21 protein-coding genes are annotated in these 18,503 nt (G+C 41.5%); 13 read left to right on the top strand and 8 right to left on the bottom strand.

Translation table 11 applies throughout. The features are described 5' to 3' along the window. Positions 1-270 precede the first annotated feature (270 nt). From ACFEL9_RS04620 to ACFEL9_RS04595, 6 genes are all read left to right on the top strand, one after another. Entirely contained in the window at positions 271-1,560 is a 1,290-nt protein-coding gene (locus tag ACFEL9_RS04620) for an aminopeptidase P family protein (protein ID WP_385886542.1), read from the top strand. A gap of 16 nt (positions 1,561-1,576) precedes the next feature. Beyond that, positions 1,577-2,341, top strand: coding sequence for a CDP-diacylglycerol--serine O-phosphatidyltransferase (gene pssA / locus ACFEL9_RS04615; protein WP_385886540.1), 765 nt, complete (start codon positions 1,577-1,579; stop codon positions 2,339-2,341). Further along, positions 2,338-2,583 carry a phosphoribosylformylglycinamidine synthase subunit PurS gene (gene purS / locus ACFEL9_RS04610; protein WP_385886538.1) on the top strand — a complete coding sequence of 82 codons (246 nt, stop codon included), beginning with the start codon at positions 2,338-2,340 and terminating at the stop codon, positions 2,581-2,583. The genes pssA and purS overlap by 4 nt, the downstream gene beginning before the upstream one ends. 67 nt (positions 2,584-2,650) lie before the next feature. Then, positions 2,651-3,319, top strand: coding sequence for a 16S rRNA (cytidine(1402)-2'-O)-methyltransferase (gene rsmI / locus ACFEL9_RS04605; protein ID WP_385886537.1), 669 nt, complete (start codon positions 2,651-2,653; stop codon positions 3,317-3,319). A gap of 83 nt (positions 3,320-3,402) precedes the next feature. After that, positions 3,403-3,846, top strand: coding sequence for a PepSY-like domain-containing protein (locus ACFEL9_RS04600; protein ID WP_385886535.1), 444 nt, complete (start codon positions 3,403-3,405; stop codon positions 3,844-3,846). Positions 3,847-3,976: 130 nt separating this feature from the next. After that, on the top strand, positions 3,977-5,809 hold the full coding sequence (locus ACFEL9_RS04595; protein ID WP_385886533.1) for a M1 family metallopeptidase: 1,833 nt from the start codon (positions 3,977-3,979) through the stop codon (positions 5,807-5,809). Between the two features lie 188 nt (positions 5,810-5,997). On the opposite strand, the gene ACFEL9_RS04590 is transcribed toward ACFEL9_RS04595, so the two are convergent. From ACFEL9_RS04590 to ACFEL9_RS04580, 3 genes are read right to left on the bottom strand one after another with little or no spacing between them, the layout of a single operon-like run. Then, positions 5,998-6,639, bottom strand: coding sequence for a response regulator (locus ACFEL9_RS04590; RefSeq protein WP_385886531.1), 642 nt, complete (start codon positions 6,637-6,639; stop codon positions 5,998-6,000). Between the two features lie 60 nt (positions 6,640-6,699). Further along, a complete protein-coding gene (gene rsmG, locus ACFEL9_RS04585) occupies positions 6,700-7,335 on the bottom strand; it encodes a 16S rRNA (guanine(527)-N(7))-methyltransferase RsmG (RefSeq protein ID WP_385886530.1) in 636 nt (211 codons plus the stop codon). A 25-nt stretch (positions 7,336-7,360) separates the two neighbouring features. Then, positions 7,361-8,548 carry a glycosyltransferase gene (locus ACFEL9_RS04580; protein WP_385886528.1) on the bottom strand — a complete coding sequence of 396 codons (1,188 nt, stop codon included), beginning with the start codon at positions 8,546-8,548 and terminating at the stop codon, positions 7,361-7,363. Between the two features lie 74 nt (positions 8,549-8,622). Here ACFEL9_RS04580 and tgt point away from each other — a divergent pair, with 74 nt between their 5' ends. Then, a complete protein-coding gene (gene tgt, locus ACFEL9_RS04575; protein ID WP_385886526.1) occupies positions 8,623-9,762 on the top strand; it encodes a tRNA guanosine(34) transglycosylase Tgt in 1,140 nt (379 codons plus the stop codon). Here the strand turns inward: tgt and ACFEL9_RS04570 are convergent. From ACFEL9_RS04570 to ACFEL9_RS04555, 4 genes are read right to left on the bottom strand one after another with little or no spacing between them, the layout of a single operon-like run. Further along, positions 9,757-10,419, bottom strand: a complete 663-nt coding sequence (locus tag ACFEL9_RS04570) for a response regulator (RefSeq protein ID WP_385886524.1) — start codon at positions 10,417-10,419, stop codon at positions 9,757-9,759. The two genes, tgt and ACFEL9_RS04570, sit on opposite strands and share 6 nt — an antisense overlap. Continuing rightward, entirely contained in the window at positions 10,412-11,191 is a 780-nt protein-coding gene (locus ACFEL9_RS04565; RefSeq protein WP_385886523.1) for a sensor histidine kinase, read from the bottom strand. Before ACFEL9_RS04565 ends, ACFEL9_RS04570 begins: the two co-directional genes overlap by 8 nt. After that, entirely contained in the window at positions 11,173-11,808 is a 636-nt protein-coding gene (locus tag ACFEL9_RS04560; protein WP_385886521.1) for a hypothetical protein, read from the bottom strand. Before ACFEL9_RS04560 ends, ACFEL9_RS04565 begins: the two co-directional genes overlap by 19 nt. A 2-nt stretch (positions 11,809-11,810) precedes the next feature. Beyond that, complete coding sequence (locus tag ACFEL9_RS04555; RefSeq protein ID WP_385886519.1) at positions 11,811-12,146, bottom strand: hypothetical protein; 336 nt, start codon at positions 12,144-12,146, stop codon at positions 11,811-11,813. Positions 12,147-12,651: 505 nt separating this feature from the next. Here ACFEL9_RS04555 and ACFEL9_RS04550 point away from each other — a divergent pair. Genes ACFEL9_RS04550 through ACFEL9_RS04540 form a run of 3 tightly spaced genes read left to right on the top strand, consistent with a single transcriptional unit; the run spans position 12,652 to position 14,305 of the window. After that, entirely contained in the window at positions 12,652-13,470 is an 819-nt protein-coding gene (locus ACFEL9_RS04550; RefSeq protein WP_385886517.1) for a caspase family protein, read from the top strand. A gap of 34 nt (positions 13,471-13,504) precedes the next feature. Beyond that, positions 13,505-13,948 (top strand): hypothetical protein, encoded by a 444-nt coding sequence (locus ACFEL9_RS04545; RefSeq protein ID WP_385886515.1) that lies wholly within the window; start codon positions 13,505-13,507, stop codon positions 13,946-13,948. A gap of 36 nt (positions 13,949-13,984) precedes the next feature. After that, positions 13,985-14,305, top strand: a complete 321-nt coding sequence (locus ACFEL9_RS04540) for a hypothetical protein (protein WP_385886514.1) — start codon at positions 13,985-13,987, stop codon at positions 14,303-14,305. An 11-nt stretch (positions 14,306-14,316) separates the two neighbouring features. Here the strand turns inward: ACFEL9_RS04540 and ACFEL9_RS04535 are convergent, their stop codons facing one another. Then, positions 14,317-15,150, bottom strand: a complete 834-nt coding sequence (locus ACFEL9_RS04535; RefSeq protein ID WP_385886512.1) for a CvfB family protein — start codon at positions 15,148-15,150, stop codon at positions 14,317-14,319. Positions 15,151-15,480: 330 nt separating this feature from the next. Between ACFEL9_RS04535 and ACFEL9_RS04530 the strand changes: the two genes are divergently transcribed. The 3 genes from ACFEL9_RS04530 to ACFEL9_RS04520 all read left to right on the top strand — a co-directional run bounded on the left by ACFEL9_RS04530 (position 15,481) and on the right by ACFEL9_RS04520 (position 18,497). Next, positions 15,481-16,578, top strand: a complete 1,098-nt coding sequence (locus tag ACFEL9_RS04530; protein WP_385886510.1) for an LptF/LptG family permease — start codon at positions 15,481-15,483, stop codon at positions 16,576-16,578. 161 nt (positions 16,579-16,739) lie between these two features. Then, positions 16,740-18,065 (top strand): citrate (Si)-synthase, eukaryotic, encoded by a 1,326-nt coding sequence (locus ACFEL9_RS04525; protein ID WP_385886508.1) that lies wholly within the window; start codon positions 16,740-16,742, stop codon positions 18,063-18,065. A 183-nt stretch (positions 18,066-18,248) separates the two neighbouring features. Beyond that, on the top strand, positions 18,249-18,497 hold the full coding sequence (locus ACFEL9_RS04520; protein ID WP_385886506.1) for a YtxH domain-containing protein: 249 nt from the start codon (positions 18,249-18,251) through the stop codon (positions 18,495-18,497). Positions 18,498-18,503: the final 6 nt, after the last annotated feature.

Here is an 18,503-nt window from a genome sequence, read left to right as displayed (position 1 = left end):
TTTTAAATTTAGCAGATTCTTTTTAGCAGGCCTGCCAGATTGTGCCGGGGTGCATTCTGAATTGTTGCACCATTAACCACAGAGATTATCACAGGGGACACAAAGATTTCCCCGTGAGCTTTGAGATATCTCAGTGTTCCTGTTATTTATTCTTACCTGTTTATACAGTGACTATTTGGAATGCACCCTTTATCTTTAGCCTTTAAAAATTAAAAATCTGCAATTAACTGGCCCGCGTCCAGGATTTCACCAGCTATAACTATTGTAATCATGAAAAATCTCCCGCTTAATCCCGAGCTATTCAGAAAGAACCGGGAACGCTTTCTGGCCATGATGAAAAAGAATTCCATTGCTATAATTGTCAGTAATGATGAATGTCCCAGCAATGGCGATGCCTTATACCGCTTTCGTCAAAATAGCGACCTGTATTGGTTAACCGGAATCACGCAGGAGGATAGTATGGTGATATTTTTTCCTGGTAATCCTGATCCAAAATATAGGGAAGTGCTGGTACTCGTAAAGCCAAACGAGCTAAAGGAAAAATGGGATGGAAAAAGGTTGAGAGCGAACGAGGCGAGGGAAATGAGCGGTATTCAAACAATAGTATGGTTGGAAAGCCTGGATGGTTTATTACAACCATGGATACATTTAGCCGACTCAATTTATCTCGATAGCAATGAAAATGATCGCAAAGGAAGTTTATTACAGACAAGGGATTACCGGTTTATACAGGAAATGAGAAACCGATATCCGCTACACCAGTTTGAAAGAGCCGCCAAACTTTTCAAAGACCTGCGTGGAATTAAGACAAATTTTGAAGTAGAAGTAATGCAACAGGCCATTGACATTACTGATAATACGTTCCGCCGGCTTTTAAAATTTATTAAACCCGGTGTAATGGAATATGAAATAGAAGCTGAAATTGTTCATTCATTTTTAAGCCAGCGGGCTACGGGTGAAGCCTATGGCAGCATCATTGCCAGTGGCGACAGGGCCAGGACTTTGCATTATATATCAAATAACCAGGAGTGTAAGGATGGTGAATTGATCTTAATGGATTTTGGCGCAGAATACGGGGGCTATTGTGCCGATCTTACCCGAACCGTTCCAGTTAATGGAAAGTTTAGCAAGCGGCAAAAAACTGTTTATAATGCCTGTCTTCATTTGCATGATTATGCAAAAAGTCTATTGAAACCAGGTATTACCATCACTGATTATACAGAAAAAGTCGGGGAGGAAGCAACGCAGCAATTTTTAAAAATTGGCTTATTAAAAAAGTCGGATATTAAGAATGAAGATCCTGATAACCGTGCTTACCGGAAATATTTGTATCATGGTATATCACATCATCTTGGTATAGATGTGCACGACCTTGGTACCAGGACTGAACCTATAAAGCCCGGGATGGTATTCACGGTAGAGCCGGGTATTTACATTGAGGAAGAACAAATGGGAATACGCATTGAAAACAATGTCTGGATAACTAAGAATGGAAATAAAGACTTAATGAAGAATATTCCGATTACAGTGGATGAGATAGAATCCTTAATGAAAAAATAAAATTTATCTTTCCGGCATGAAGCAAATACCAAATCTTTTCACCTTATTCAATCTTGTTTTTGGCTGTATTGCTATCGTATGTATTCTTCAAACCGGTCAGTCGATAGTATATGTTGACCGGGATGGATTTACTTCCTGGGATCTGCCTGAAAAAATAGCTATCGCATCATTCTTCATTTTTGCAGCTGCCATTGTAGATTTTTTAGACGGCTTCGTGGCAAGGTTTTTTAAGGCTACTTCAGAAATGGGTAAGCAACTCGATTCATTAGCGGATGTGGTGAGTTTTGGTGTAGCACCCGGCCTGATCCTTTATCAAATGTTGCGCATCAGTTTTGCAAAAGAGACAGATGGGCTCGATGTTTCCAGTTTGGCATTATTACCCGCCGTTTTTATTCCCTGCGCAGCTGCCTGGCGCCTGGCGAAGTTTAATATAGATAACTCACAGCAATTTTCATTTAAGGGAGTGCCTACACCCGCAGCGGGTATTGTTATTGCATCCTTACCATTGATCGTTCACTACCAGCAATTGAATTTGCAGGAAACATTATTTAATCAATGGCTGATATATGGAATAATTGCATTGTTGAGCTATTTAATGGTGAGCAATCTTCCATTACTAAGTCTCAAATTCAAGGACAAGACGCTGAAAAATAATTTGCCGAAATATATTTTGGCCGGTATCGCCGTTATTGCTGCCATTACTTTAAAATGGGTAGCTATTCCCGTTGTTTTCATCGCTTATGTTATTGTATCTTTGGCCTTCAAAAATAAAACCGCATGACGTTCGAAGTTCAGATAAAAGTAATGCCATTAAGAGAGTTGTTAGATCCACAAGGAAAAGCCGTTTTAGGAGGTCTTGAAAATCTTGGTCTGAGCGGTGTTGAAGATGTAAGAGTCGGAAAGAACATTACGCTTCGCGTAAACGCCGATACGCCGGAAAAGGCAAAGCAAATTGCCGAGGAAGCCAGCAAAAAGCTATTATCAAATCCCGTGATGGAATATTTTGAGGTATCAGTGAATTAAAGCTGTGAGCTATTAGCTATGAGCTGCGAGCCGGTAGCTCGAAGCTCATAGCCCGAAACTCCAGGCTATGTTATATCTTGTTCCTACTCCTATAGGTAATTTGAAGGACATTACTCTTCGTGCATTGGAAGTGCTGAAGGAAGTCGATGTTATTTTGGCTGAAGATACCCGCACCACTTCTCATTTACTAAACCATTACCAAATTAGTAAACCGCTGTCGCCTTATCACCAGCACAATGAACATAAAATAGTACAGCATTTGGTCAGCCAGCTATTGGAAGGAAAGAAAATGGCGGTTGTGACAGATGCCGGTACACCTGGTATATCTGATCCCGCTTTTTTGTTGGTGAGGGAATGTATAAAGGCCGGCGTAAAAGTTGAATGTCTTCCGGGTGCTACTGCGTTTGTTCCTGCTTTGGTCAATAGCGGTATACCAGCCAATCGTTTCGTTTTTGAAGGATTTCTGCCATTAAAAAAAGGAAGACAAACGTTATTGAAGCAATTGGCAGAAGAAGAAAGAACCATGATTTTTTATGAATCTCCCATGCGATTAGTAAAAACATTGGAAGAGTTTGCCTCCTGGTTTGGCGCAGAAAGACAATGTTCAGTGAGCCGTGAATTAACTAAACTTTTTGAAGAAAACAAGCGGGGAGCACTACAGGAAGTGGCTGCTTATTTCAGTGAAAAATCAGTTAAAGGAGAGATAGTAATTGTAGTGGCGGGTAAAGAAAAATGATAATATAAACCTAAAAATAATCCTGTTCAGATACTAAATCAGCAGAGTGTATCAAATTTGCATTTCAAACAAATGACAGATATATGAAAAAAGGATTTGTATTACTGCTGGCGGGATTATTCTTCACCGGAATTGCTTTCTCGCAAATACGTGAAATTCCAAAGGTTGTTGAAGAGACTTTTGCCAACCAATATAAAGGCGCATCGGATATTGATTTCAAAGATCAGCTGGTGCGGGTTGATGTTCATTTTGTGTTGGATGGGGAGAATATGATCGCTTCTTACACCAACAAAGGGCTATGGAAAGAAACACAAAAGGAGTGGAGTTTTGATAAACTACCCGAGGAAGTGAAAGTAGGTTTTGAAAAGAGCAAGTATGCCGACAGAGAAGTTGAGGAAACAATCGTGGTCTATCTTCCCGGCGACATTATACAATACCGGTTAAAGGCAAAGAAAAATGATATCGAAAAAAAGTATTTGTTTTTTAATCCCAAAGGACGGTTGCTAAGGGAAACGGTAACGCTTTAATATTTTTAAAATAATGATGAAGAACTTCCTGCAAGGAGGTTCTTTATTTTTTTAAACCGCTGATCATTTTTGACCTGCGGGTTGTAATGATTTGCCGATATTTAATGTTTTTTGAAAATAAAACTGTAGCATGATGAAACGTTTGGGGCTTTTGTTAGTTAGCACCGCTATGATCACTTTCGCAGTTGCTCAGCCCGGCAGGTGGCAGCAGCGGGTAAAGTACCTGATGGACATCGACATGAATGTTGAAACCAACCAATTTGCAGGAAAACAAAAATTGGAGTATTGGAATAATTCACCGGATACATTGACGAAAGTTTTCTACCATTTATATTTCAATGCCTTTCAGCCGGGGAGTATGATGGACACCCGGAGCAGGAGACAGGGAACTATACAGGCGGGAAGAGGTGCTGATTGGGACCCGAGAGTAAAGGACCGCATCCACAATTTGAAGCCTGATGAAATCGGGTATCAAAAGATCATTTCATTAAAAATGAATGGACGTCCGCAAAAATTTGAAGTACTGGAAACGATACTGGAAGTAAAATTGGACAGGCCGATTTTACCAAAAACCAAAGTGGTTTTTGATATGACTTTCGAAGCTCAGGTACCCTTGCAAATACGCAGAAGCGGTCGAGACAATCCTACAACAAAAGTTCGGTATTCTATGAGTCAGTGGTATCCCAAGCTTTGCGAATATGATTATGAGGGCTGGCATCCTACTCCGTATGTAGCACGTGAGTTTTACGGCGTATGGGGAGATTTTGACGTCAATATTTCTATAGATAAAAACTACATTTTGGGTGGCACAGGTTATTTGCAAAATGCGAATCAGATTGGCTATGGATATGAAACACCCGGAGCAAAAGTGGTAAGACCTTCCGGCAATAAGCTGACATGGAAATTCACTGCTCCGAATGTGCATGATTTTATGTGGGCCGCTGATCCTGAATTCAAGCATCTTACCAGGAAGGCAAGACCGGATCTAACCCTTCATTTGTTGTATAAAACATCAGCAGATAATGTTGCTACCTGGGAAAAAATATTGGATGATGCTGAAAAGGCTTTACCCTTTATTGAAAAAACCTTTGGTCCCTATACGTACAGGCAATATTCATTTATTCATGGCGGGGATGGTGGAATGGAATACCCGATGGCTACCTTATTAGCAAGTCCTGGTGCATGGTTGCATGAGTGGATGCATAACTGGTACCAGGGGATCATGGCTACAAATGAATCATTGTATGCCTGGATGGATGAAGGTTTTACGAGCTATGCCGATAGCAGGGTTTCTGCATTTCTGAAGAACGAACAGGGATTTGCACAGGCCGGAAGCTATCGTAGTTATTTCTCATTAGTAAAAAGTAACAAAGAGGAACCCTTAACAACGCATGCCGATCATTTCAATACCAATGGTGCTTATTCTGCTGCTGCTTATTCCAAAGGTGCTGTTTTTATGGAGCAATTGGGTTATATAACAGGTGCAGCCAAACGTGATAAAATCTTATTGGAATATTACAGGCAATGGAGATTTAAACATCCCAATGTTAATGACTTTATCCGCATTGCAGAAAAAGTAAGCGATATGAAATTGGATTGGTATAAAGAATATTGGGTGAATTCTACCAAGACTATCGATTATGCATTTGACAGTTTATGGGAAGAAGCTGGTAAAACGAAAATACGCCTGAAAAGAGTGGGCCTGATGCCCATGCCGGTTGATCTGCAGCTTACGTTTAAAGATGGTAGCGTTGAGACACATTATGTGCCTCTTGATTTAATGTATGGTGAAAAAGCTGCTGAAGACAGCAGTTCTTTCAAAGTATACCCCGCATGGAAATGGACCAGCGAACAATATGTCATTGAAAGCAACAGGAAACTGGCAGACATCTCGGTAGCCGAAATAGATGCCTCGCAACGGATGGCTGATACAGAAAGACAGAACAACAGGATAAAATTGTAAACGGATTGTAAAGAATACAAAAAAGCCATTCGCAGCAGTGAATGGCTTTTTAATTTCGATTAGAGCCCGTGTTTATGCTAAATAGGTAGGTTTACGGTCAATGGTAGGATCGAGGTATAATCTTCAACACGAAACTACATGGATTCATGTACCCTGCCTATACCCTTTTTGTGGTATTTTTTGCCGTATTACCTGCCAAAGTACTTATTGACTGCCTCAATCCGGTTGCTTACATGTAGCTTTTCATATATATGATATACATGCTTGCGAACCGTTTCAGGACTAATAAATAGCTCCGCTGCGATTTCTTTATACATTAACCCTTTTGATAATTGTTCCAGGATTTCTTTTTCCCTGGTCGACAGAATGTTGAGATTATCAGTTTCGCTGGGATTTTCTGCTTTGGTTTGAAAGGCCGCCACTACTTTACGGGCAATCTGGCTGCTCATGGGTGCGCCACCAAGGTACAGCTCCCTGATGGCTTCGAGCATTTTAGGCGGAGCGGTCTTTTTTAAAATATAACCGCTGGCTCCGGCAGTAAGCGCCTGGAATATTTTCTCGTTTTCCTCATATACCGTGCACATCATAAAGTTGGTGGCGGGAACTTTTTCTTTTAAAATTCTCACGCAATCAATCCCTGTTTCCTCTGTTCCGAGATTGATATCCATTAACACTACATCAGGTTTTAGCGGCGGTATTTGAGCAATCGCTTCCTGCGCTGTACCGATGGTACCAACACATTCAAATCCCTCAGACATATCAATAATTTCCTCGAGGGCATTTCGTAAATCCCTGTTGTCATCCACAACACAAACCGAAATTTTATTCATGAGGCAAAATTGAGTTTTAGGTAATGATTAATCAATACCACTAAGTGGTAGTTTTAAAAGCTATCGGGGTACATACAGGATATATTTATCCTTAAAAAACTCTTCTTCGAAAATATCCTTGATCTCCATCAATCTCGGCCTTGTATGGCTCTCCTGGATCTCAGCGGCTAAATCGCCACCCTTTAAACAAATAAGTCCCGGAACATGTTGCTGTTTTGGATTTTCCTGTTGCTTGTTTTTGAGCAATGGTTTACTCCACTTCCAAAGATCCTTCAAAGGGGCTACGGCCCTTGAAACGACAAAATCAAATTTCCGGTTTTTGATGTCTTCAATCCGGCTGTGTTGGGTTGTTATATTTTCGAGGCCTGTGTTTTCAGCAACGGCAGCTACTACTTTTAATTTTTTTGCAATGCTATCAACCAAATGAAATTTTACTTCAGGAAAAAAAATGGCTAAGGGTATACCGGGAAAACCACCACCCGTTCCCAGGTCAATAATTTCAGTGCCGGGTTCAAAATCAAAAATCGCAGCAATAGAAAGAGAATGCAAAACGTGCCGCTCATATAAACTATCAATATCTTTTCTGGAGATGACATTGATCTTATCATTCCATTCTTTGTACACCTCTTTAAGGCCTTCCAATTGTTTGAGCTGTGCCGGGGTAAACTCAGAAAAATATTTGAGAATTATTTCCATGTATAGACTTTCGAAATCCTGGTTCCTAACTCCAGTTTTGCGCTGGTTTTTTCCAGAGTGCAGGTGCAAAGATGATATAATAAAGGAACATCCACAGATCGAGAAAAAAGAACCAGGGCCATAGATCTTTTTCATCCATTCTTTTCATGGCATGATAGAAAATATAACCTTGAACAATTAGCCGAATGACAAACAATCCCAAGGCGAACCTCCAGTCGAAAAAAATGATGCTGGCTATGAACAGCGGGTAAAACAAAAATTGGGTAACAAAATACAATCCCAGCAAAATTTTGTGTTTGGGTTTATAATATTTGGCAGTAGTGTAGTGCCTGGATTTTTGTTTCAGCCAACTGCTCCAGGTTGTTTTGGGAATGGAGCGGGTAGTCGCTTCGGGATCGATAACCACGGCTGTATTGTTTTTCGTCGCCACTTTGTTTATGAACAGGTCATCGTCGCCACTGGGTATATGGTTGATAGCAGAAAACCCCTTATTGCGAAGGAAAATGTCTTTTTTGTATGATAGATTTCTGCCCACCCCCATGTAAGGAGCACCGGCAAGCGCATAGGAAAGATATTGTAATGCTGTATGGAATGTTTCAAAGCGGATGAGCTTATTTAAAATACCCGATTTTTTGTGATAAGCTCCATACCCAAGTACAATCTCAATGTTATCATCATAGCCATCCTGCATTTTCTGAATCCAATGCTCGCTGGCGGGCACGCAGTCGGCATCGGTAAGCAATAGCACTTCATGTTTTGCTTCACGAATGCCGATGGACAGCGGATATTTTTTCCCTTTGATCAGCTTGGCTTCATGAGTCAACTCAACCACATTCAGTGACTTGAATGTTTTTTGCAATTCCTGCAAAATATATTTGGAGTCATCCACCGAATTGTCATTTACGGCCACCACTTCGTAAGTGCTGGGATATTGCTGAACGAGGATGCCGGGCAGGTTTCTTGCGAGGTTCTCATCTTCGTCGCGGCTGCAGATGATGACGGACACAGGATGCTGCTGCGATTGTTGCTTTTGCCTGGATTTGTAAAAAGCAATGCGGCTAAAAAACCAGGTATAATAAAATACCTGTATAATGGTGGCAGTCAGAAAGAAATAAAAAACGATTTCTCCCCAGTTAATGGTTGGCATAGCGGCGAAGGTAGAAAGCAATAGGCAATAGGCAATAAACAATAAGCAAATATTGAAATCGGTCATTTGCCGGCGGATTTATTGCCGGTTGCCAATTGCCAATTGTCCATTGCCTGTTGGCAGCTAACTTTGCGTCCTTTATGGCAGCACTGCAATTTCAATTGGAGAAAACAGATACCGGTTCTAAGGCGAGGACAGGAAAAATAAAGACGGATCATGGAGAAGTACTCACACCTATATTCATGCCGGTTGGAACTGTTGGGAGTGTAAAAGCGGTAACCCAGCAACAACTGATCAACGATGTAAAGGCCCAGATCATTTTGGGCAATACCTACCACCTGTATTTGAGACCGGGCCTGGAGGTTTTGGAAAAGGCAGGGGGCTTGCACCGCTTTAATGGCTGGCAAAGACCGATTCTGACCGATAGCGGGGGATACCAGGTTTTTTCGTTGGCTGGTACCCGTATCATCAAGGAGGAGGGTGTTACCTTTCAATCTCATATCGACGGTTCCAGGCATCTTTTCAGCCCCGAATATGTCATGGATATTCAGCGGATTATTGGCGGGGATATCATCATGGCTTTTGACGAATGTCCGCCCGGGGGAAGTGATTTTACCTATGCCAGGACTTCCATGGAACTTACGCATCGCTGGCTCGACCGCTGCTGGAACCGCTTTCATGGTACGGCTGATAGATATGGCTATACACAAAATTTATTTCCCATTGTACAGGGCGGAACTTTTAAAGAACTCCGCAAACAATCCTGCGAATATATTTCTTCAAAGGATGCTACCGGCAATGCCATCGGTGGATTAAGCGTCGGAGAACCTGAACCGATGATGTACGAGATATGCAATTGGTGTTGTGATCATTTGCCGCAGGACAAACCCCGTTACCTGATGGGTGTAGGAACACCCTGGAATATTTTAGAATGCATAGGAATGGGGGTAGACATGTTTGATTGTGTAATGCCGACCCGCAACGGCCGCAACGCTATGTTGTTCACCACCAGGGGAGTTTTAAACATCGATAACAAAAAATGGGAATTTGATTTTTCTCCGATAGATGAAGGGCTGGTATGTGAAGTAAGTAACTATTATAGCAAGGCCTACTTGCGTCACCTGATGAAGTCAAAAGAGTTTCTGGGACTAACTATTGCCAGCATTCACAATTTGGCTTTCTATTTATGGTTGGTAGGAGAGGCCCGTAAGCATATTGAATTGGGTGATTTTGCCAGTTGGAAAAACGGGATGATTGAGGTGCTGAAGACAAAATTATAATTTATACAACCCATTTTTTATGGCGAAGATCACCAGGCCGACTCTTGACTGTACATTCAATTTTTTAAAAAGATCATCCCTGTATCCATCTACCGTGCGGGGACTTACCTGCATGTTGCTGGCAATGTCCTTATAGGTCATTTCCGTGCAGGCGTATTTCAGGAAGGCAATTTCTTTTTCAGATAATTCAGAAACAAGGCTCACCTCACTTCCCTTTTTTTCTTCGTGTGTCAGGTAGTTCAGCATTTTATTGCTTACCAGTTCGTTCATGAAAAATCCTGAATCCCGTATGCTGTCCAGCGCCTGTTTGAATAAGGCGGGTTTGCTGTCTTTTAAAATATATCCTCTTGCCCCCGCCTTCAGCATGCTGATTACCACTTCATCATTATCCATCATGCTCAGGACAAGAATTTTTATCGAGGGTGTATTTTGTTTGATCCAGGCAGCAGTTTCGAATCCGTTCATTTCCGGCATGGTGATATCCAGCAATATAATGTCGGGAACAGCATGAATTTGTAATTGATTAATAAAATCCTTTCCATTATCGGCTTCAAACAAAACAGTATACCCTTCAAAGGAATTGATCAATGCCGCAAGTCCGTTGCGGAGCAGCGAATGATCATCCACCAATGCAATGCTGGTATTATTTTTATTCATCGTTATCTTTCTTTATCGAAATGGTGACAGTAGTCCCTTTCCCTTGTTCACTTTTGATAAGCAGGTCGGCATGGATCATTTTCGCCCGGTTTTTCAGGTTTTGTAAACCAACACCACCGGGGTTTCTGCCTACATCAAAACCTTTTCCATTGTCCACGATCTTTATTACCAGTATGCCATCCTCTTTTCTGGCATCCAAATGTATGGTATCGGCGGCTGCATGCCTGATAATGTTATTAATAATTTCCTGTATCATGCGGAAAAGGATGATGGGTTTATCGCTGCCAGGCAAAGGCAAATTTTCGTCGTAATAAATATGCGTTGTGTACTTCCCGGTTTTTTGCAGATCGCCCAATAGTTTGGTGACAGGTGGAAGCCAGCCGTTATTTCTGATATGATCTGCATTCAGAGAATGACTAAGGTTACGTAAGTCAGCAATGGCTTTCCCCATCAGGTCGTCCATCAGGTTTATCTTTTCGGCATCGGCGGATGTATCCAGGGTATTCAGGTTGATACGGACAAGACTTAACACCTGGCCGATATTGTCATGTATCTCCCGGCTGATGTCGTTGAATGTATGTTCCTGTATTTCCAGCTTCGATTTGAGCAAGGTCTGCTCAAAAGCGATGTTCATTCGCTCCTGTTCCAGTAATAATTTATTTTTTCGCTTCAGGTAAATCCGGAAAAGAAAAAAGCCTGATATCACCAATAGCAGAACAAAAACACTAACTGAAACGACCGTTAAAACAAGCTCTAATTTTTCTTTTGGCATAAGTAAAATGCGCGGATAAAACAGCTATACATGAATATACTCATAATTTGGGGTATCATACGGTATAGCCGCATGCCCCAAAGCGTAGCATCATAAGTCACCAAATATTTATAAAAACTAAAAGCAATATTGACAACTGGGTAAAAGGCGACAATGCCAATAACAATCCAAAGAACCGGTTGCCATTTCTTTTCTTCTGCCCGGTTGTCGAGTTTAAAATAATTAAACAGAAACAGAATAGCATTTAAGACAGTGATCATTGATCCCGTCAAAAAAACGTAATTATTGTAAACCCGTATGGGCTGAAAAAAAATAAAAGTGACAACCACCGCTGTCAAATAAGTGATCAGCAGGCCGAATATCCACTTTCTTGATTGTCGATTAAAAGGAATGTTGGTAAAGAGGAAAGAAAAAAATACAGTGGTGATCGGGTTATATATGTTATATATAATCCCGGTGGAAACTACTACTATGGCAGCCACCAATTCCTGCAAAAAAACAAGTAGCAGGTAAAAGGGTAACAGGTACAGATTCCTGCTTTTGAGGTGTTTTCGGTAAAGCAGTCCTGCTACTGCACTAAGCAGCAGGACTGCCAGATAACAGATATGTAGCCACATGTTTACGGAGTTAAGGAGCCCTGGTTATAAGGTGGAGTGGGCGGCGTGGGATCTCCATCTTTTCCTTCTGCATAACCATCTGTAAGAGGATGTCCGTCTTTATATGGCCATAAGATAACAGTTACCCTGCCAGCCTGCGGATCTTCTTTCGGGTATTTTCCAAAAAATATTTTTAGTTCATCTGCCAGCGCCATTTTTTCGTTTAGCCAGTCCATTAATTCCCTCCCGGTAAATGATACGGTAAGGGTTTTTTTGGCAAGTTCTGTTGTAGGTTCTGTGGAGCGTTCATACTCCTCAATCATCAGGTTAGCTTCGCTAACGGGGATAGGTCCTTGCATAAATTAAAGATTTGGTGATTTGCGGTGTTAAGTTAAATAACTGCTTCCTATTTAAAACGCAGTCAATGAGAATTAGGTGATAAAACAGTAACTACCGTGAAAAACACGGTGTCAGCATGCGTTAAAAAACACCTGATAATTGGGTCAAAGATCGCTTGACTGCTCTCTGCATCTGTCTCAACTTTGTGGCATCGTCGGGCCTTTAAACAACTAAACAACCATTGACCATTAAACCTTATTCCGTTTAGGCCTTAATCCGGACATATACACCTGCCGTCTGTTAGCCTTAGCAGCGGCAGGATTTTTTTTGTAAGAAAAGATATAAATTAGCATACAATTGTAGTTTTACTCCGCCAACGTTTAGATGGCTGGGTAGTTTTCTTTCTCTCTTTAGTAGCATTATTTCCCTAAGTTTTAGGTTTAAGAAGGTTAGTGCATGTGTGTAGCCATCGCCGTACCACCACTTGTTCAATAACAACTTTCTTTTATATCAAACTCAACAATCATGGAAAAAAAGCTTGCGCTGTGCATCGGGATCAATGATTATCCGGGCACAGGTAGTGACCTTTCTGGTTGCGTCAATGACGCCAATGATTGGTCAAAACTGCTTTCTCAAAAAGGATTTAATGTGGCGAAACTAATAGACAAGGAAGCCACAGGAAAAAATATCCGTGAAAGCCTGAAAGCAATGATTGTGCAGGCAGTAAAAGGGGATTCAATTTTTATTCAATATTCGGGGCACGGTACTTATATACCCGATAAAGATGGCGACGAATCGGATGGGACGGATGAATGTTTATGCCCGTATGATTTGTATACGAAAGGACCTATTTCAGATGATGAGTTAAATGATCTGTTTACATCCAAAAAACCGGGTGTCAAAATGGTATTCTTCTCCGACTCCTGCCACTCGGGTACTGTTACAAGATTTGCCCCCATTACTACTCCGCCGACGACAACAGGAAAAAATGCACCCGTTCGAAAAGTAAAGTTTTTACCACCTGCTAATTTTTTATCACAACGCGACCTGAACAAATTAGGTATGATCAGGACATTTCGCCGCTCTTCACCCCCCGGCAGATATGGCAGTTTATTGATGTCGGGTTGCCAGGATACAGAATACAGTTATGATGCATTCTTTCAAAATCGGCCTAATGGCGCTTTCACCTTTGTTGCGTTACAAACATTGAAGAATTTAAAAGCCTCAGCTACTTACCTGGAGTGGTATAAGGCTATTCGCAAAGCCTTGCCATCCCAGCAGTATCCCCAATCCCCTAATCTTTATGGTTCGGCCACCATGAAACGGTGGAAGATTTTTTCCTGAGACAAAAAACATTTTTTATTCAAATTATCCGATTATGACAATGGTAAGTTATTTAAAAAGAATACCGGTTTTCCTGCTCGTGGTTCTTCTTTTTGTTTCCTGCAGGGTTACACTGGTTCCGGAATACAGTGCGCAACTCGAAGACCAGATAGCCAAAACGGCTAAGGCCACTGATAAGCTCTATATTGATATGCTGGATGTACCGGTGAACAACAGGACCTACGAAAACTTCAAGGACAGGTACAATGAAATTGAGTCGGAGATCAATTCGATTAAACTTAAAAATGAAGCGAGACCCAAGAATGCTGACTTCCTGGTAATAAACAAAAACCTGAAAGATGCTTTTGCGGAGGCTAAAAAATATCATAAAGAAAATTCGACGCTGGCGGATGGTGAAGCAAAGGCTTACCAGGCAACGTTAGCGGGTTTTTGGAAGCCACTTTATGTCGCTGAATTGGCATTAAAACCACGGAAATAGTGATTATTCTATTTTTTCAACTAAAAAAAGATTTATATGGCATTTGAAATAAATGAAGTTGTTGCACAAATGTTAGGAGCTGTAAAAGCTTCTGTAAAAGATGACTGGAAATTAGTAAAAGAAACCGCAGGTACTTTTTTACAAACCCGTAAGGATAGGTTGGAGTTGCTGGCGAGTTTGCGGCTGAACAATGAGATAAATCAAAAATTCTTTCTCAAAAGATTGGAAGACGAAAAAAAGATACTGGAATCGGAACTGCATTCCGTGGCTATTGTTACCAAAGCGATGGCTCAAAGAGCTGCCAACGCAGCCATTGATGTGTTGAGCAAAGCCGTGATGAAACTAGTGCCGTTGTGATGAGTATTGTTTCAGTCTTCAATCAGCTTGATACCGGATGGCGTAAACTCTATTTTCCGTTGTTTATACAAAAGCCCGGTCGTCATCTTGAATGTTTTTTTGCTCATCGCAAAAAAGGAATAAATATCTTCCGGTGAAGATTTATCATGATAAGGCAGGTAGCCATCATTTTCTTTTAATAATCTTAATACCTTCTCACTTTCGTTTTCTACACGGCTATAGCCTGGCTTGCCGGCTACTACGTCGATCTTGTTGCCGGGTAAGATAGTTTTAATAAAACCTTCGAAGCGGTCGCCGATTTCAACGTCCCTGTATACTTCATTAAAGTGTAAGACTCCTGTATGCTTATTATTTATGATGACCACATAGCCTAAATCGCTACGCCGATAAACCAACAGGTCAACAATATCTTTTTCTTTGACCGTGAGCTCATCATTTGAGAGAAATTGATCGACCCTTTCAGTGGCTGCCAACCGCCCCGTTTGTTGATCGAGATATATTTTTACAATGTATTCGCCCATCGGTCGCATAAAACTTACCTGTTGCGACTTGGGTACAAATAAATCTTTCATTAATCCCCAGTCTAAAAAAGCACCCTGAGGGGTAGTGCTAACCACTTTCAATTTTACAATATCTCCTAACACGCCTTTTGGCTTTAGCGTCGTTGCAATAATCCTGTCTTCACTATCATGGTATAGGAAAACGTTTAACTGGTCACCTGTTTTAGTGCCGGGCGGCACAAATCGTTTTGGCAAAAGGATTCCTTCGGCACCGTCATCCAGGAACGCACCCATCGGTTTTTGCTTGATTACCTTCAGCAGGTTATACTCACCTATTTTAATCATATATTGATTGACTGGCGGCAAAGTTAACTTATTGATGCCCTGTCCTGAATTATTGCTGTTTTTAATTTGGCAGATGTACCAGGCTGCCGGTCAATTGGGTGGATTCCAAATTCCCGAACTTCTTTTATTAACCACGAAGTCCACTGAGATTTACGCAGAGGTCACGAAAATGTATTCTCTGTGGCTATATTTTTACCTGTTAGTGTGGCGACAATTTGGAATGCACGCGGTCAATCTTTCACATTTCATTCCGCCGGAAATCCTTTTTCTTTGCATGACTTGAAAAATGACAAATGTGTTTTATCTCAAACCAGCTAAGTTGTTATTCCCTTGGGAAAAATTGATTGGTACATATTAAAAAATTTCCTGGTAACATTCGTGTTCTGTATGCTGCTTTTTATGGTGGTAGCGGTAGCCGTTGATACCAGTGAAAAAGCAGATGATTTTGTAAAAACCGGTTTGAGCACTTACCAGATTATCGTACAATATTATTTTGGATTTGTTCCTTTTATCTGGGGTCTGCTGTTCCCTTTGTTCGTTTTTATTTCTGTCATTTTTTTTACCAGTCGCATGGCATCCCGTTCGGAAATCATTGCCATACTGGCCAGTGGCACCAGCTATAACAGGATGTTACGACCATATATAGTTGGGGGCGTTTTTCTTGGACTGGTACTTTGGTTGGGTAACCGCTATTTAATTCCGAAGGCCAATGAAATTCAGGGCATTTTTAAAACACAGTATTTCGACAAAAATGATCCTACCAAGAACCAGCAGTTTACCAACTGCCGCAACTGTTTTTATCGCCGCATTGACGCCATTACCTATATTGGAATAAAAAACTTTGATACCATTTCAAAGTCAGGTTCACCCTTTTTTCTCGACAGGGTGAAAAATGATAAAGTGGTGTATAATTTAAGAGCTGTTTCGATACAATGGGATGTAGCGAAAAAGAAATGGATCTTACAAAATGTAATAGAAAGACGGGTAGATAGTATGCGGGAAACCACTAAGCAGTACCCAACCCTGGAACTTAACATCAGCCTGAAGCCGGAAGAACTGCGAAAGGACGAGTACCTGAAGGACAGGCTTACTACTCCCCAGTTAGCCGCATTTATTCGACAAGAAAAAGCAAGGGGCACGGAAGGCTTAAGTGCTTTGGAGGTGGAACAATATCGCCGCACGGCCACTCCTTTTGCCGTTTTATTATTAACGATCATTGGTGTGGTTTTAGCCAGCCGTAAAACCCGTGGAGGCAGTGGTAAACATCTCGCCCTTGGCATTATAACGGCGGCGCTTTTCATTATGTCTGACCGCTTTTCAACAGTGTTTGCCACTAAAAGCAATTTTCCCCCTCTATTAGCAGCCTGGGTTCCGAATATTATCTTCGCTATCGTCGCATTTTGGATGTATAAAAAAGCTCCGAAATAAAGGTGAAAATTTAATAGTAAAAAAATAAATTTGACACCCTGGTCTTTCAAGCAACTATCTCATTATTACCGAACAATATTGACTTTATTTTTTGTTCTGGCAATGGGCATTAATTACCTTTAGCCCTCTCTTACATATTACGAATTTTTAAAAGCGTTTTCATGGGAATATTAAAAGAAAGGTTTAAGGCAAAAGCCGATCAATTAGGTGCCGAGATCAAAGAGTTGCTGAAGGAACATGGAAATAAGGTGATAGGGGAAGTGCAGCTTTCACAAATATACCAGGGCATGCGAGGCATGACTGGTTTGGTATCTGAAACTTCTTTACTGGATGCAAAGGAAGGTATCCGCTTCAGGGGATACACCATTCCTGAGCTTAGAGAAAAGCTACCAAGGGTGCCTGGTGGTTCCGAACCCTTGCCGGAAGGTTTATTTTACCTGATGCTGATTGGCGAACTGCCTACCGAAGAAGATGTGCAACATGTTACCTCGGTGCTCCAGCGTCGCAGCCATGTACCCAATCATGTGTTTGATACAATTGAAGCATTACCGGTATCTGCACATCCTATGACGCAGTTTGTAGTAGGAGTGATGGCCCTGCAGACAGAAAGCCAATTTGCCAAAAAGTATGCGGCGGGTTTGAATAAGAAAGATTATTGGGAGGCGATTTTTGATGACTCGATGGATCTTATTGCCCGGTTGCCCCGTGTCGCCGCCTATATCTATCGTCGTAAATATAAAAAAGGAGATCATATACAGCCGAATGGTTTATTAGATTGGGCTGGTAATTTTGCGCATATGCTGGGTTATGAGGATAAAACCTTTATGGCCCTGATGCGGCTGTATATGACGATTCATGCCGATCATGAAGGTGGTAATGTATCTGCTCATGCTACACACCTGGTGGGTTCGGCACTCAGCGATCCCTACTTAAGCTTTGCCGCCGGCATGAACGGACTTGCGGGCCCCTTACATGGCCTGGCCAACCAGGAAGTAATCAAGTGGATATTTGAGATGCAGGAAGAGTTAAAAACTGAAGAGCCCACCAAAGAACAAATCGCTGAATATGTAAAGAAAACATTGAGTGAAGGAAAGGTAGTGCCTGGTTATGGACATGCTGTATTGCGCAAAACAGATCCACGGTTTACCGCCCAAATGGAGTTCGGTAAAAAGCATATGCCGGATGATAAGCTAGTTAATACAGTTTGGAATATTTATGAAGTAGTACCGCCCATTCTTCAGTCGCTGGGGAAAATAAAAAATCCCTGGCCCAATGTTGATGCACATAGTGGCTCCCTGCTCGTACATTTTGGTATGAAGGAATATGAATATTACACGGTGTTATTTGGCGTCAGCCGGGCATTAGGCGTATTAGCGAGTCTTTGCTGGGACAGGGCATTGGGATTTGCATTGGAAAGACCAAAGTCCGTTACTACTGATCTTGTTAAAAAATGGCTGAAAGGAGAAGACAATATTTGGGGAGAATAAGCCCCATTTTTTCGATAAATTATCTGCGGCCCTTGTAAAACTACAGGGGCCTTATTTTTTGCCCCAAGACAATTGACAGCGGTATTGGTGGGTTGCCGCAAAATCTAAAAGCTCTTATTCTGGTACGGTTTTTTATGTTTTTATGAATCAACATGGATTCCTTAACTCTTAAAATTTATAACCATGGACGCAAAAACAAAAGTTCTATTGGGTATCCTGGGTGCAGCAGCAGCAGGTGTAGTTATCGGCATGTTAGTGGCCCCGGAAAAAGGAGAAGAAACCCGTAAACGCCTACGCAAAACCGCAGGCGATTGGGCTGACAGCTTAAGTCATCTTTGGGAAAGAGGAAAACATGCAGCAGAAGACAGCGCTAAATATGCCAAATCCGCTGCAGAAGAAAAAGTAAACAAAATGAAAGAAAGCTTTAGCTGAATTGCC

The sequence above is a fragment of the Terrimonas alba genome (assembly GCF_042434975.1).
GTDB classification, from domain to species: Bacteria; Bacteroidota; Bacteroidia; order Chitinophagales; family Chitinophagaceae; genus Terrimonas_B; species Terrimonas_B alba.
The sequence above is the reverse complement of the archived record's forward strand: the minus strand, read 5'-3'. Positions and strand labels throughout refer to the sequence as shown.